This is a genomic window from Emticicia sp. TH156, assembly GCF_002855535.1.
Classification (GTDB): domain Bacteria; phylum Bacteroidota; class Bacteroidia; order Cytophagales; family Spirosomataceae; genus Emticicia; species Emticicia fluvialis.
Genome location: NZ_PKRS01000008.1, coordinates 115,141 through 130,272 on the forward strand (window position 1 = coordinate 115,141; position 15,132 = coordinate 130,272).

The following is a 15,132-nucleotide window of genomic DNA, read 5'->3' on the forward strand; positions in this document are numbered from 1 at the left end:
ACAAATGCACCAGACCAACGGTAAGTTATAGTTTGCGTTTGTTTTTGCCAGTTTATTTTTCTTTGTAAATCTTACCCTCTTTCATTACAAGGGCAACATTCATCATTACTTTGGCATCTTTCAATGGGTCGCCTTCAACGGCAACTATGTCAGCCAGTTTCCCCTTTTCTATTGAGCCCAGTTCTGATTTCATGCCCAGTATCTCTGCATTTACAATTGTGGCGGCTTTGATGGCTTCCATCATTGGCATGCCACCTTCTACCATGTACTGAAACTCCTTAGCGTTATAGCCGTGCAAAAACACCCCTGCATCAGTTCCGAACGCCACTTTTACCCCTGCCTTATAAGCCCGTGCAAAGGTTTCGGCAATCTGCTTTGATGTTTCAATGGCTTTAGGCACCACTAATGGATGATAGTATCCCGGTACTTTTGCCGAATCGCCTACAGTTTTGCCAGCAATGATGGTTGGTACATAATAAGCTCCATGTTTTTTAAATAGTTCTATGGCTTCGTCGTCCATAAAAGTAGCGTGTTCTATGGTTGTAACACCTGCTTTTATGGCACGCTTCATGCCTTCTGCTCCGTGGGCATGTGCAGCTACATGAAATCCATAATCTTTAGCCGTTGATACAATGGCCGAAATCTCATCTTCTGTAAACTGTGGGCCTTTACCATTTTTTGCAATACTTAAAACACCGCCGGTGGCCGTTATCTTAATAGCATCGGCTCCGTCTTTATATCGCTGGCGCACTGCCTGCCGCCCTTCTTCCGGGCTGTCTACTACTCCGTTGGTTACATAATCTGGTACCGAATAAGTATTGCTGATACCATTCGTAGGGTCTCCATGCCCACCGGTTGTTGCAATGGTTCTGCCAGATGTAAAAATTCTGGGGCCAACTACCAATCCTTTATTAATAGCATTACGGATAGAAATATTCACACCGCTTCCGCCTAAATCTCTTACCGTAGTAAAACCAGCCATCAGGGTTGTATTGGCGTGCTTCTGCGCTTCATAGGCAATATCAGCCATATTCTGGCTCATGCGTTTCAGGTACTGGTCTTTACTGGTTTCGCTCTCTATGTGTACGTGCATGTCTATCCAACCCGGCATTACCGTACGGTTTTTCATGTTAACCACCTTATCGGCAGCCTGAGCAGTGGCGTAGCCACTCTGGATATCAGTTATACGGTTTTTCTCTATCACAATTGTTATCTGCGACCTTGGCGTATTACCGACACCATCAATAAGGGTACCGCAGTGAATCAGTGTGCGTTGTGCCAGCACCGGCGACGAAATAACAAGCACCAGCGCCAACAGGTAAATTCTTTTCATAGATGTTTAGTTTGTTCAGGTCAATAGAATCAAAAAAGCCTCTCCTTTAATCCAGAGAGGCTTTGTGCATATCAGTTTTTCGGAACCAGCACGCCATTGGCTACAAAAGTCAGTTCTGTTTTAGGCTCAGTAATCTTAGCTACTTCTTCTTTACTTTTACCGGCGTCTTCGGCATAGTGACGAAGCTCATCAACCGATGTAGTTTTAGTTTTGGCATTCCCCTCAAATACTACTGTTTTACCGGCTATGTCTTTAGGCACAAAAAAACCGTAGTCTTTAAAAGTAACACGCATGGTCTGGCCGTCGTCCATTTTCACTTTCATCCAGCAGCCTTTAACCTGGCATACCGACTCTACCACGCCTGTAACCTTGCCTTCAAATGCCGGGGTTACTTTAGCTTTTTTCTCAAGGTCTGAGGCTGCAATAGCGCCATCAGGATTGATTTTCTCACCAAAACTTTCATATTTCTGACCAAAGGACACATTAACGGCCAGCAAAATCGCTAAAATTGAAATTAGTTTTTTCATTGTCTGAAGTTTTATTTGCTCTTAAAATTTAGAAATTGTGTTCAACTTTCTAAATAACTGTCTGTTTAACTGCTGAACCAAATACTGCTCAGCAAGTTTAAATTTTCAATATCACAAAGTTATTATATTTTATTACAATCCGGTACTATTTCACTAACCTTATTATGGCTTATAAATGTGGCAGGGTTACTACAAATATGCTGCCTTTACCAACCACGCTCTTTACTTCAATTTTACCCTGATGAATATCAATGATTCTGCGACACACCGACAACCCGATGCCATGCCCACGATACACCGCCGCATTTTGCGTTCGGTAAAAAGGCTCAAATATTTTGCTCAGCTCGCTTTCAGGTATTCCTATTCCATTGTCTTTTACATCTACTATACATAGTTTCTGATTAAACTTTATTTTTACCTCAGCCTGGTTGTCGGCAGAGTACTTACAGGCGTTGTCGAGCAAATTGGTAAACACCGTCAGCAAAAGTGTTTCGTTAGCATTCACGGTTACCCATTTGTCGTCATCCGGTATTTCGTCAAAATCAACTACAATTTTAAAATTGGTATTCAGCCCCAGCACCTCCTCCTGCGCCTTGAACAAAATTTCATCAATACGCGTGGGCCTCAGTGCCATATTGTCTTCACGGTTTTCAGACTTGGCCAGTTGAAGCAAACCGTTGGTTAGTTGTATAAGCCTCTGGGTATCGGTAAGCAAAGACCTCAGAATACTCTTGTACTCATCAGTAGTGCGGTCGTTCTCCAGCGCAATCTGAATTTCCGACTTCAGGGCCGCTAATGGTGTGCGGAGTTCATGCGACGCATTGGACACGAAGCTTTTCTGCAATTGGAACGATGTTTCAAGGCGCTCAAGCATCTGGTTAAAGTTGTTGGAAAGCTGAGCAATTTCATCCTTGTTGTTACCGGTATTCAGTTTTCTTTTCAGGTTGTAAGCCGTAATATTGGAAATCTCCTGATTGATTTCAGCAATGGGCTTCAGCGACTCGCCGGCAAAAATTATACCCAGTATAATGGTAAGCGTAATGCCTATAACAAAACTGATAATTAATGTATCGCGTACATTCTGCAGTTTTTCTTTACCATAAATATCATTGGCCTTAGCTATTACAACGTACGACTTGTTGTTTTCATCTGTGTACAATGAGCCGGTTAACTGATTATCCCAGTCGTTTTTCTCAATGTACTTTTTTTGTCTTACCTGTTTCAGAAACGCCGGGCTATATAAGATAGAATCGGCCTCATAGCTGGCATATACAAGTTCGTCTTTATCATTAAACATCAAAACTTTTTCTACATTCAGTTTACCTAAAATGGTTTTATTGGCGTCTCGTAGTTTCCTTTTATCTTTTTCGGTAATTTTCAGCTCTTTCAATAATTGGGCCGTTAGTATTCCTCTGTCGTGTAAGCGGTTGTAGAACTCTTGCTTACGGAAATTCTCAGAGGTATAGTACACAGCCAATGAGAATATAATAAGAATACAAGCGATTATTATGGTAAATTGTATTGCTATCTTGGTACGTATTTGCATATTTGGTCTTTAGTTTGGGTCATGGTGCAGAGCCTGACCAGCTATAAACGAAGTTTCTGAACAAAACTGAACCGAAATTTACTAAAGAATATGCAAATTCATGTAATAGACGCCGGACATTTCAAATTAGATGGGGGCGCAATGTTTGGCGTTGTACCCAAAACCTTATGGAGCAGACAGATACCGGCCGATGAACATAATTTGTGCAGCTGGATGATGCGTTGCCTGTTGGTAAACACAGGTACACAATTGATATTGATTGATAGTGGCATGGGTGATAAACAGGATGCCAAATGGCAGTCGTACTATTTCAGGCATGGCGATGGGGACTTGATACAATCAATTAAAAAAGCGGGGTACTCGCCTACAGAAGTGACCGACGTGCTGTGCACGCATTTGCATTTTGACCATTGTGGTGGTGCTGTAAAATGGAACAGCAGCAAAGACAGGCTGGTGCTGACGTTTCCGAACGCACGGTACTGGACACACTCTGCTCACTGGGATTGGGCCATTAAACCCAACCCACGAGAAAAGGCCACCTTCTTAACAGAAAATATACTACCCATGCAGCAAACCGGCGCTTTGTGTTTTACAGATAAAGTTGAAAATGCTTTTGGGCAATCAATAGAATTGCTTTATGCCAATGGCCATACCGAAAAGATGATAATGCCCAAAATAAAACAGGGCAGTAATACGTATTTATTTATTGCAGATACTATTCCGTCTCACGCACATGTGCATGTGCCGTATGTAATGGGGTATGATATTCGACCATTGGAAATCATGAGCGAAAAAGAACAGTTATTAAAGCAGGTGGTTGACAATAACTGGACGGTAATATTCGACCACGACCCGGTGCATGATGCGGCACATATTCAGTTGACAGAGAAAGGATACAGGGTTGCCGAATTATTTAATTTATAGTTATTTTTGAAAGAAAAACCGGAAGTAAAACAATTGAGCGAAGACATTCCGGTAAAAATTTGCATGATGAAATGAAAATAGGATTAGCATTATCAGGCGGTGGCAGCAGAGGATTTGCGCATTTAGGGGTTATTAAGGCATTAGACGAAATGGGCCTGAAACCATCCATGATTACCGGAACCAGCGCCGGCTCAATTGTAGGTGCACTTATTGCCGCAGGGCACACACCCGACTACATTTTTGACACCGTTACCTCTATAGGCATTTTCAGCCATTTAAAGTTTGCTTTTAACCGTTTTGGTCTGTTTAAATTAGAGAAAGCCGAAAATCTTTTTTTAAGGTTTCTGCCCGATAATTCTTTTGAAAGCCTCAAGATTCCACTCATTGTATGCGCAACAGATATAGAAAACGGCGAGCCGGTTTATTACAGTGAGGGAGAACTCATTAAGCCAATTCTGGCTTCATGCTGCCTGCCGGGCATTTTTGAGCCGATGAAATTTCAGGGCCGCCTGCTGATTGATGGCGGCATTACCGATAACCTGCCCGTTGGGCCGCTGAAAGAAGCCTGCGACTTTGTAATTGGTGTTAATGTTATGCCTGTTAGCAGCAGCATGCCTATAAATTCGGTAAAAGATATACTGATGAAAAGTATTTTTCTGGCTATCAGAAACAATTCTGGCGAGCAACTGAAACGCTGCGATATAGCCATTGAACCAGCTGAAATTTACAGATACGATGGCATGAATATGTCTAAGGCCAAAGAAATGTACACTTTAGGTTATGAATGCGCACTTCGCGAGCTGGAAGGTAAACTTTCGCAGGTACTCTGATTTATGTATTGCATTGGATAATTTTTTCGTCAGCAAATCGTTAAAAAAAGGGTATTATTGCATCAGGAATCAGACTACCTGCCTTTAAATTAATTCATAAAGTGCAAAAACTCTTTATTTTTATACTGTTACTAGCTATTACAACCGGGTGTTCGCAGTTTAGCCAGTCGCCTACCAGCAAAGCATGGCATAACCTGAATGCACGTTTTAACTCGTTGATTATTGCCCGCGAAAACATGAAAGAAGCCGAAAAGGCCTTGTTTACAACCCGGGAAGAAAACTACAGCGCCCTCATACCCATTCTGTTGCCTATTGACTCTGTCAAGAGTCAGGTAGTGGCAACAAATCTGAAAGAAGTAATAGAAAAAACCTCTATGATTGCCGAAAGGCACTCTAACTCAAAGTATCTGGCTGAGGCCTACGTCTTACTGGGCAGAGCCCGATTAATGAAAGGCGATTTCGTTAATGCCATTGAGGTTTTCAAGTATGTCAACTCCACTACCAAAGATGAAACAGGCCGCCAGTCTGCGCTAATCTGGTTGATGCGTGCTTACATTGAGCAGCGCGATTTTGTAACTGCCCTGAAAGTATCAGAGGTGGTACGTAACCTTGATTTAACCAATGCTAACACCCGTGATTATTACCTGACCAAAGCATATTTGCACCAGTATACCGGAGAACTGGCCACAGCTGCAGCCATTGCAGAAGAAGCACTAAAGCTGATGACCAAAAACGAACAAACGGCAAGAGTACACTACGCCGTGGGGCAAATGTATGATTTGATTGGCCAAAAAGCTAAAGCACTGCCCCATTACGCGGCCGTGGCAAAAAACCGCCCCAATTATGATATGGAGTTTTATGCTGGCATGAATGCCCTGCTTGATGAGGCCGTGGCACGCAGAGGCACAACAGCGGGCGTGCAGGAGAACTTTAAAAAAATGCTGGTTGACAGAAAAAATGCAGACCTGAAAGATAAAATTTATTTTACGATGGGTAATCTGGAAGTACAGAAAATGAATTACCCCAAAGCCATTGAGTATTACAACGCTTCTATTAAAAATTCTAAAGGCAACAGCGCACAAAATGCCTACACTTATCTGGAACTGGCCGAACTACACTACAATCAGCTACTTAAATATGAATTAGCCAGTTTGTATTATGACAGCACTCTGACGCTTTTACCTAAAAATACTCCTGATTATGAACGCATTACCAGGCGTGCAGCATCTTTGACCAGTTTTGTGACTTATCAGAAAGTGGTGGCTCTTGAAGACAGCCTGCAACGACTGGCCGCTATGAGCGCCGCCGATTTGGACAAGGCCTTAGAAAGGTCAATAGCACAGAAGGAAGAAGAAGCCAGAAAAGCCAAAGAACTCGCCGACCAGCAATCGCTAAAAAATGCCAATGCGGCAGTAGACAGGCTGTCTGACAGAGACCAAACCTTTAAGCGATGGATGCTCTATGACCCTGTTGCTATTAACCGGAACAAGTCTGACTTTCAGCAGCTATGGGGCCCGAGAGTTTTGGAAGACAACTGGCGAAGACGCGACAAAGAAGCCGGAGCTATCAGCTTTGGTATTGAGCGTAGCACGGTTGGTAATCAACCCACCGGTAGTGCTGCCACAGGTGCCAATCAGGTTTTGCAACAACAGACGTCAGACATAGCCGGTAAAGCATTGGCTGCCAAAAAACAGGAGCTATACGCAGGTTTACCTAATACGCCGGAAAAACTGGCTGCATCAAAACTGAAACAGGAAGAAGCCTATTATCAGTTGGGCAAAATATACAGGTTTCAGTTTAATGAACCTGATAACGCCATTACTACCTTTAAAACACTGCTTGAAAAGTTTCCTGCTACTGTGCATGAAGCAGAAGTATTATACCTGCTTAGCCTGAGTGCCGATAATCAGGAAACCAACCCATACCGCTCTGCTTTATTAAGCAAATACCCTGCCTCTACCTATGCCCGGCAACTGATAAGAGGTAATGTAAATATTACAGAAGACACCGAATCAAAAGCTAACCTGGTTTACTCGCAGGCATTTAATCTGTATAGTAACGAAAGCTATTTATCTGCCCTTAAAATGGCCGAAGACGGGCTAATTACCTATACAGGCACCAGTATAGAAGATAAATTTGCTATGTTAAGAATTTTGCTACTGGCCAAAACCGAGCAGAAAGAACTTTACCAACAGGCATTGAATGAGTTTATTCAGGGCTACCCGTCAAGCAACCTGATGCCCAAAGCCAAAGAACTGATGGCGGTGCTGAGCAAAAAGTAAAACATCTATAACCTATAAATAACATGATGAAACAAGAAACTGACATGCCTACCGGAGAGGATGATATGCAATCGCCCATTCTTGGTACCTGGCGAAATGTTTATATTTTGGTAGCCGGTATGCTTTTTTTGACTATTATCCTTTTCTACTTTTTTACCACCTATTTTGCATGACTAACCTGGACTGGATTTTTTTAACCGTAACGCTTCTATTTATTATAATATATGGTGTCTATAAAAGCCACCGCGATAAAGATATTGAAGGATACCTGCTGGGCAACCAGTCTTTACCCTGGTATCACGTTGGTCTCTCGGTTATGGCTACACAGGCCAGTGCCATTACGTTTCTTTCTACCACTGGGCAGGGCTTTGACGACGGCATGCGGTTTGTGCAGTTCTACTTCGGGCTGCCATTGGCAATGATTGTACTTTGTATAACGTTTATACCTATTTTTCATCGGCTGAAAGTCTACACAGCTTATGAGTATCTTGAACACCGTTTTGATGGGAAGGTTCGCATCTTTACGGCCTTTTTGTTTCTGATTCAGCGGAGTCTTTCAACCGGTATATCCATCTATGCTCCGGCAATTATTTTATCAACCATTTTCAGATGGGATATTGTCTGGACCAACATTATTATGGGTGGGCTGGTACTAACGTATTCCGTAATTGGTGGCACCAAGGCTATTTCATATACCCATGTGCAGCAAATGCTTGTAATTACTGTAGCCATGTTTCTGGCTGGAGTAATTGTTTTGCAGATGCTGCCTGAAAACATAGGCCTGGTAAAAGCGCTTAAAATTGCGGGTAAATCCGGCCACATGAACATGGTTTCTTTTGAGTTTAACCCGAAAGACCGATACAATTTATGGTCAGGTTTAATCGGTGGATTTTTTCTGCAGCTTTCTTACTTCGGCACCGACCAGTCGCAGGTAGGCCGATATTTAACCGGAGAGTCTATCACCCAAAGCCGCCTGGGTTTAGTAATGAACGGCCTGTTGAAAGTACCCATGCAGTTTTTCATTTTGCTGGTTGGGGTTCTGGTTTTTGTATTTTACCAATTTAATACGTCACCGGTTTTTTTTAACAAAGTAGAAGTTGATAAACTACGTGCCAGTCAATACGCCCCGCAGTTGCAGGCATTGGAAAAAGAACATGCCGTTATTTCTGAAAAAAAACAGCAATTACTGGCCAGAATGGGCGACGCCGACGATCAGCAACTAATGGTCTACAAGGCATCCTTGAAAGAATCTGACTCGCTTAGTAAAAACATAAAATCGAGGGTGGTGGGTTTAATAAAGAAAAACAATCCCAATGGTATTTCCAACGACCGCGACTTTGTTTTTCTGCGCTTTGTTTTAGATTACCTGCCGCATGGCCTTATAGGCCTGCTTATTGCCGTTATTTTTGCAGCATCTATGGGTTCTATTGCATCGGCTTATAACTCAATGGCAGCTACCACAGTGGTAGACGTGTACCGGAAATACGCCAAAATACCCCCCACTGAGAAAGCAGAATTGAGGGCATCAAAGGTTTCAACAGTATTATGGGGTATTTTTTGTATATTTGTTGCTCAGTATGCCAGCGAACTGGGCAATATGATTGAGGTTGTTAACGTGTTAGGCTCATTGTTCTATGGTATTATACTTGGTGTTTTTCTGGTAGCATTCTATTTCAAAAACATTGGTGGTACTGCTACCTTCTGGGGGGCGGTAATCAGCCAGACAATTATTCTCGGAATCGGTATTCCACAGGTAATATTGAAAAAAGAATGGATTGCCTACCTTTGGTTTAATCCCATTGGCTGTTTTCTGGTCATTGGTATAGCGTGGATGATTCAAAACATATGGAAAAAAAGCGAATACTCATTGTCGAAGACGACCAACGCCTAGCTGAAAATATAAGCAAGGGGCTGGCAGAGAAAGATTTTGACACCTCTGTGGCCTTTGACGGACAGATAGGGCTTCGGTTGGCATCAAGCGGTAAATTTGACCTCATTATTCTTGATGTCAATTTACCCGTTATGAACGGCTATGAGGTTTGTGCCAGAATACGCGAAAAAGACAGCCAGATACCAATTATTATGTTGACTGCCCTTGGCGAAACTGATGACAAGATACTGGGCTTTGAAAAGGGCGCAGATGATTACATCGTAAAACCCTTTGAATACCGTGAATTGCTGGCTCGGGTAAATGTGTTTCTGAAAAGAGCCCATGCTGAAAGTGAAGCCAATGCCTCTAACATGCTTAAAATTGCCGACCTGGAGATTAATCTGGAAAGCAAGACGGCTTCAAGGCAGAATACGAAAATTGAACTGACGCCCAAAGAGTTTTCTTTGTTAGAATACCTGATACGAAACAAGGGCAAGGTGGTTTCAAAAGCTGAAATTGCCGAGAAAATTTGGGATGGCAACAATGCCGAAAACAGCCTGAACGTAATTGAGGTTTACATTAATTTTCTGCGTAAAAAAATAGACAAAGACTTTGAGCCCAAGCTGATACATACCAAAACAGGCATGGGCTATGTGCTGAAAGAAGACTAAGCCACAGGTGTAGTAAAATGATACCCTACACCTTTTATTGTCATCAGTTCAATGGTTTCGTCTTCTTTCAGGTAGTCGCGTAGTTTGGTAATATACACATCAAGGTTGCGTGAATTAAAGAACGAATCATCTCCCCAGATCTTTAATAGTATTTCTTTTCTGCTCACCGTAAAATTTCTGTTTTCAGAGAAAATCTTCAGCAATTCGGTTTCCCGGTAAGAGAGCTTCCGGCATTGATCCTGAGTTCTTAATTCATACTTATGAGGAAAAAACTCAAACTTGCCCAGATGGATGCTTCCCTGTGGTGTAACAGCTTTAGAAAGAGACAAGGCAAGCAGATTATTGATTCTCACAATCAGCTCTTCCATGCTGAATGGCTTACGGATGTAGTCATTACCGCCCGACTGGAAACCCTTTAGCACATCATCTGTCTGTGTCTTGGCAGTCAGAAATATAATAGGTATAGTAGGTTTTATTGCCCTTATTTCTGCGCCCAGGGTGTACCCGTCTTTATTGGGCAGCATTACATCAAGTACGCATATATCCGGCTTAAACTGGTCAAATGCCTTTAGCACCAGACTACCGTCTGTTACCATCTTCACCTCAAAGTCACGGCTTTCAAGGCTTTCCTTCACTATCTTACCCAGAAAGGGTTCGTCTTCTACATATAATATTTTGGTTGCCATAGCTGAATCCGGTTAAGCCTTTAGTGGTAGTGCCAGTATAAAAGTACTGCCCTCATCTATTTTACTGTTTACTTTAATAGTGCCATTGTGGCGCTCTACTACATTTTTTACATAACTAAGCCCAAGGCCATAGCCTTTAATATTATGCACATTACCAGTGGGTACTCTGAAAAACTTGTCGAAAATCTTAGGTAGAAACTCCTCTGAAATACCAATGCCGTTGTCTTTTATACTTAGTTGCAGTTGCTGGTCGCTGGCCTGCAACAGTACATTTATCTGGGGGTCAGCGCTATACTTCAGGGCGTTCTCAAGCAGGTTATAAACCACGTTGGTAAGGTGAATTGAATCGCCCATTAATTCAAAGTGTTCCCCAACTAAATCAAAATTCACATGCGCCCGGCATTTTTCAAATTGTAGTTTCATGGTAGACAATACACTTTCAACCAGACTTCTGAAATTAACGGTATCAGTATTTAGGACCAGTTCTTTCTGCTCAAAAACACTCATTTTCAACACTTTGTCAACCAATATTGACAGCCGGTTCAGCTCGTTTTTTGAGATTTCGAGGTATTCCTTCGTCTGCGTTGGGTTCTGCAAAACATTAAAGTTACTCAGGGCCTCAATGGCTACACTTACGGTGGCAATAGGGGTTTTCAGTTCATGGGTTATGTTGCTTACAAAATCGTTTTTCAGGGCTGTCAGGCGGTTTTGTTTTTGCAGATTTCTGTAAATAAGCCAGAATGAGAGACCGGTGATAGTTATCAGAAACAAAGAGAAAAGTATCTGAGGAAAAATCTGTTGAGTCAGATACCAACGGGCATCGGCAAAGTTAGCCTGATACAGCAGGCCCCCAAAAGGAACGCCAGCTCTGATTTCAGCCGTTGTGTCAGCCTTTGACCTCTGAGCCACTTCCACATTAAAAGGCAGCGTAATTTGCTGCTTTAATAATCTCGTTTTGTATCTGGCGGTTATCTCCTTAGTTTTAAGTGTATCAGTCAGCAGATTGATTACTACATTGGGTGGTTGGCTGGCTTTCTTTTTCCGGGGGGTGTTGGGTTTTATATAGATGTGGCTCAAATTCACTTTTTCTTTTGTAATAACTGAATCATACTTCACACCCGAAACAAACATCACTCGTTTTGGTTGCGCGTTAAACGCATTACTCGGCAGATTCATTGTTAGGGTAGAATCTGACTTAAACTGTATTCTGATGTTCCTCCGGCTTGAATCCAGTTTTATTGAGTGTATCATCTTTATCAGCATATCCCGGCCAACAGAATCAAATGCATTCATTTCTCTGGTATAGATGCTCATCGTGTTTGGTCTTCTTGCCTCGCCGGGTATTATCCCTGAAGGGTTTAGCCTGCCACTCAGATAAATACTTTTTATTTCATCAAAGACCGAATCGGAGGCCCTTTTCATAGGCCTTTTATATTTTGTTTTTCTTTTAGCCGGCAATAATTCTTTACTAACATTCAATTTCAATGAAGAGTCAACCTGTCTCTTAATCAGAGAATCCTGCATGGCGGAGACAGTTTTCTCAAAATTATTGGTGATATCTTTCTGCAGATTCCGTTTCTGCTCGTTGTAGTTCTGTTTAAGCCAGAAAACATTAAACAGCGTGAGCACCAATAAGCTTACGCATATCAATACAAATTGTGTTCTGCTTTTTATTCCGGTGCCCAAAGTCTGTAATGGTTAGTTAATGCGTACTTTAATCTTTTTGTGTAGTGATTTGCTGTGTTTATAAAATCAAAATTAAGCCACAATTTTGGTTTCCTGTCTATTTTTTAACCTTAATTAACATTATTTCAATAATGATTAACCTCTGGTCAGGTGCATACAATCTACTTTTGCTGAAACCATTTCAAAATCAATCAGATGAAAAAGTTATTTTTATTTATTACACTACTTATCAGCCATTTAACTATGGCACAATTACAGGAAGGTATCATAGACTATGAATTCAAGGTAAATTTGCACAAAAGCATAGGTAAAGACCAGGAGTCTATAAAAAGCATGATACCCGAGTTCAGAACCAGTAAAAACCGGTTGTACTTTACACCTGTAAAATCGTTCTATACCAATATTGACGAAGACACTGACGAGGTTAACAGTTCGGTAGGTGGCAGCAATGTGACGATGCGCTTTACACGCCCGCAATTAGACTTGTACCGCGACTTTGAGGTGTCGCAGTTCATTACTGTTACCGATTTTGCAGGAAAGACATTCAGAATAGAAGACTCTCTAAAGACCAATCCGTGGAGGTTTCATGACGAAACCAAAAAAATACTGGATTACACCTGCAAAAAAGCATCTTTTTATAATGAAGAGGCCAGGCAGGATGTAGTAGCCTGGTATACCGAAAGCCTGATAAGCCCTGCTGGCCCTCAGAATTTCTACGGCCTGCCCGGTACCATTCTTGAAGTGAACCTGAACGAAGGCAGCACCATTATAACAGCCAAAAAAGTAGAGTTGAAAAAACTGACCAATGAAATAAAAACACCATCAGGAGGCAAAAAAGTTACTGCCAGGGAGTTTAAGAAAATTCGCGACGATTACATGAAAGAAATGGGCATGCAACCCGGCGCTAATGGTGCCAGGTTTATTATCAGAAACAACTAATAATTACACAAAGGAGGCACTTGTCTCTTTTGTGCTTTAAAGACGATTTTACCTTGTTGCTCTAAAAAAGCTGCAACAGCCATACTTGTATATCTGGGTGCGTGGTCATTCTTAAGGAAAAATTAATCGGGCTGCCTGTCATGTTAACTCCGGCAGCCCAAATACTTCATAAAAACCTCACAACCAACCTATTAAGCCAACCCCCTTTCTTATTTAGCATTAATTTTTTATTATTCTGATTTTCTTCATTCAAAGTAAGAAGCAAACTGAAAGGTAACAAGAGCGGCCTTTTGGGGGTTACTTTTTAATAGGCAGTATAGAATTGTTCAATCAAAAACCTTCAAAGATTATGATTTCAGTTATTATACCCACGTTGAATGAAGAAGAAACAATTGGAAGCGTTGTTGATTTTGCTGCAAGCCAGCCTCATGTAAGTGAAGTGCTGGTGATTGACGACAAGTCGCTGGATAAAACCGTACCCATAGCCCAGAAGCATGGCGCCAAAGTACTTACAAGCACAAAATTAGGCAAAGGGGCATCAATGAGAGAAGGCGCCCTGTTTGCACAAAATGACATCCTTGTTTTTTTGGACGGCGATATTAATCCTTACCCGCATCATACCATCCGGCTTTTAACAGAACCTATTCTGCAAGGAGAAGTAGACTTTGCCAAGTCGTCATTTAACCGCAATGCAGGCAGAGTAACCGAGCTGGTAGCTAAACCTTTGCTTAGCATATTTTTTCCGGACCTGCTCCGTTTCAGCCAACCCCTTAGCGGAATGATTGCCAGCCGCAAAAGTCTTTTGCAGCAAATTGATTTCAGAGACGATTACGGTGTTGATATTGGCATACTGATAGACATGCACCTGCTGAATGCCCGCATGAAAGAAGTGCAGATTGGTTACATAGAGAACAAAAGCAAGCCCTGGCAGGCATTAGGCAAAATGAGTAAGGAGGTAGCACAGACCATTATCTCAAAAGCGGCATCAAGCAATAACTCAAACTTTAATTTTGAAGAGTTGGGTACAATTACAGAAATCCGCTCGCAGATGGAAGTTTCGTTGGAAAGCCAGTTCAGAAAACTAAAGAAAATGGTTGTTTTTGATATGGACAACACATTGTTGCTGGGGCGTTTTATTGATTCATGCGCAGACAAATTCCGTTTTAAAGATGAGCTGATGCAAATAAGGTCTTCAGAAACAGACCCTGTCATTATTACCAAAAGAGTGGCCATGCTTTTAAAAGGGCGTAACTATGGTGAACTGATACAGGTATTAGATGAAATACCCATTGTACCAGGTACAAAAGAAGTAATTGAAGCGCTGAAAGAAAGGGGGTACTTTATAGGAATCATTTCTGACAGCTATGATTTTGTAACCAACCATATAAAAAACAAACTGGGCATGGACTTCTCAATTGGCAATGAACTGGAGTTCTCTAAGGGCATTGCAACCGGCGAAGTAAAAATACCATCTTACCTGTTCAATAATGCAAAAAGTGTAAATCGCCTGACCATCTGCAAAACCAATGCACTGATAACCATACTGGAGAAACACCACATACAAATGCAAAACTGCATTGCCATAGGCGACAGCATGAACGATTTGTGGATGATAAAGGAAGCAGGGTTGGGCATTGCCTTTTGCTCTAAAGATGACCTCGTAAACCATCATGCCGATATTATTATATCTGAGCCATCATTCAACAAACTACTTGAAGTAGCCCTTTAAATGCCGGCGGGGAGAATTCTTCCCGCTTTTTTTCGGCTCTTTTAAGTATTCTTCACTCCTTTTCTGTCCTGTTTCTGCTTTTCAGTTTTAAATTCGTAATTTTACACCT

General features: G+C 41.8%; 13 protein-coding genes. 8 read left to right on the forward strand and 5 right to left on the reverse strand.

Annotated elements, in window-relative coordinates; translation table 11 throughout:
• Window positions 1-52: 52 nt before the first annotated feature.
• The 3 genes from C0V77_RS15730 to C0V77_RS15740 all read right to left on the reverse strand — a co-directional run bounded on the left by C0V77_RS15730 (window position 53) and on the right by C0V77_RS15740 (window position 3,406).
• Window positions 53-1,333 carry an amidohydrolase family protein gene (locus tag C0V77_RS15730; RefSeq protein WP_101727300.1) on the reverse strand — a complete coding sequence of 427 codons (1,281 nt, stop codon included), beginning with the start codon at window positions 1,331-1,333 and terminating at the stop codon, window positions 53-55.
• A gap of 71 nt (window positions 1,334-1,404) precedes the next feature.
• Window positions 1,405-1,860 (reverse strand): DUF4920 domain-containing protein, encoded by a 456-nt coding sequence (locus C0V77_RS15735; protein WP_101727301.1) that lies wholly within the window; start codon window positions 1,858-1,860, stop codon window positions 1,405-1,407.
• Window positions 1,861-2,029: 169 nt separating this feature from the next.
• Window positions 2,030-3,406, reverse strand: coding sequence for a HAMP domain-containing sensor histidine kinase (locus C0V77_RS15740; protein WP_101727302.1), 1,377 nt, complete (start codon window positions 3,404-3,406; stop codon window positions 2,030-2,032).
• Window positions 3,407-3,496: 90 nt separating this feature from the next.
• On the opposite strand from C0V77_RS15740, the gene C0V77_RS15745 reads away from it, so the two are divergent.
• The 6 genes from C0V77_RS15745 to C0V77_RS15765 all read left to right on the forward strand — a co-directional run bounded on the left by C0V77_RS15745 (window position 3,497) and on the right by C0V77_RS15765 (window position 9,983).
• Window positions 3,497-4,330, forward strand: a complete 834-nt coding sequence (locus C0V77_RS15745) for an MBL fold metallo-hydrolase (RefSeq protein ID WP_101727303.1) — start codon at window positions 3,497-3,499, stop codon at window positions 4,328-4,330.
• A gap of 71 nt (window positions 4,331-4,401) precedes the next feature.
• Window positions 4,402-5,160 (forward strand): patatin-like phospholipase family protein, encoded by a 759-nt coding sequence (locus tag C0V77_RS15750; RefSeq protein WP_101727304.1) that lies wholly within the window; start codon window positions 4,402-4,404, stop codon window positions 5,158-5,160.
• 101 nt (window positions 5,161-5,261) lie between these two features.
• Window positions 5,262-7,442 carry a tetratricopeptide repeat protein gene (locus C0V77_RS15755; protein ID WP_101727305.1) on the forward strand — a complete coding sequence of 727 codons (2,181 nt, stop codon included), beginning with the start codon at window positions 5,262-5,264 and terminating at the stop codon, window positions 7,440-7,442.
• Window positions 7,443-7,465: 23 nt separating this feature from the next.
• On the forward strand, window positions 7,466-7,615 hold the full coding sequence (locus tag C0V77_RS23190) for a hypothetical protein (protein ID WP_158237965.1): 150 nt from the start codon (window positions 7,466-7,468) through the stop codon (window positions 7,613-7,615).
• Window positions 7,612-9,333 carry a sodium:solute symporter gene (locus tag C0V77_RS15760; RefSeq protein ID WP_101727306.1) on the forward strand — a complete coding sequence of 574 codons (1,722 nt, stop codon included), beginning with the start codon at window positions 7,612-7,614 and terminating at the stop codon, window positions 9,331-9,333. Before C0V77_RS23190 ends, C0V77_RS15760 begins: the two co-directional genes overlap by 4 nt.
• Window positions 9,288-9,983, forward strand: coding sequence for a response regulator transcription factor (locus tag C0V77_RS15765; RefSeq protein ID WP_101727307.1), 696 nt, complete (start codon window positions 9,288-9,290; stop codon window positions 9,981-9,983). The genes C0V77_RS15760 and C0V77_RS15765 overlap by 46 nt, the downstream gene beginning before the upstream one ends.
• On the opposite strand, the gene C0V77_RS15770 is transcribed toward C0V77_RS15765, so the two are convergent.
• Entirely contained in the window at window positions 9,980-10,669 is a 690-nt protein-coding gene (locus tag C0V77_RS15770) for a response regulator transcription factor (RefSeq protein WP_101727308.1), read from the reverse strand. The genes C0V77_RS15765 and C0V77_RS15770 overlap by 4 nt on opposite strands.
• A gap of 12 nt (window positions 10,670-10,681) precedes the next feature.
• A complete protein-coding gene (locus C0V77_RS15775) occupies window positions 10,682-12,091 on the reverse strand; it encodes a cell wall metabolism sensor histidine kinase WalK (protein ID WP_158237966.1) in 1,410 nt (469 codons plus the stop codon).
• Between the two features lie 459 nt (window positions 12,092-12,550).
• On the opposite strand from C0V77_RS15775, the gene C0V77_RS15780 reads away from it, so the two are divergent.
• Both C0V77_RS15780 and C0V77_RS15785 read left to right on the forward strand, forming a co-directional pair.
• Window positions 12,551-13,294: a GLPGLI family protein gene (locus C0V77_RS15780; RefSeq protein WP_101727310.1), complete on the forward strand. Its 744-nt coding sequence runs from the start codon at window positions 12,551-12,553 to the stop codon at window positions 13,292-13,294.
• A 349-nt stretch (window positions 13,295-13,643) separates the two neighbouring features.
• Window positions 13,644-15,023: an HAD-IB family phosphatase gene (locus C0V77_RS15785; protein ID WP_101727311.1), complete on the forward strand. Its 1,380-nt coding sequence runs from the start codon at window positions 13,644-13,646 to the stop codon at window positions 15,021-15,023.
• Window positions 15,024-15,132 lie beyond the last annotated feature (109 nt).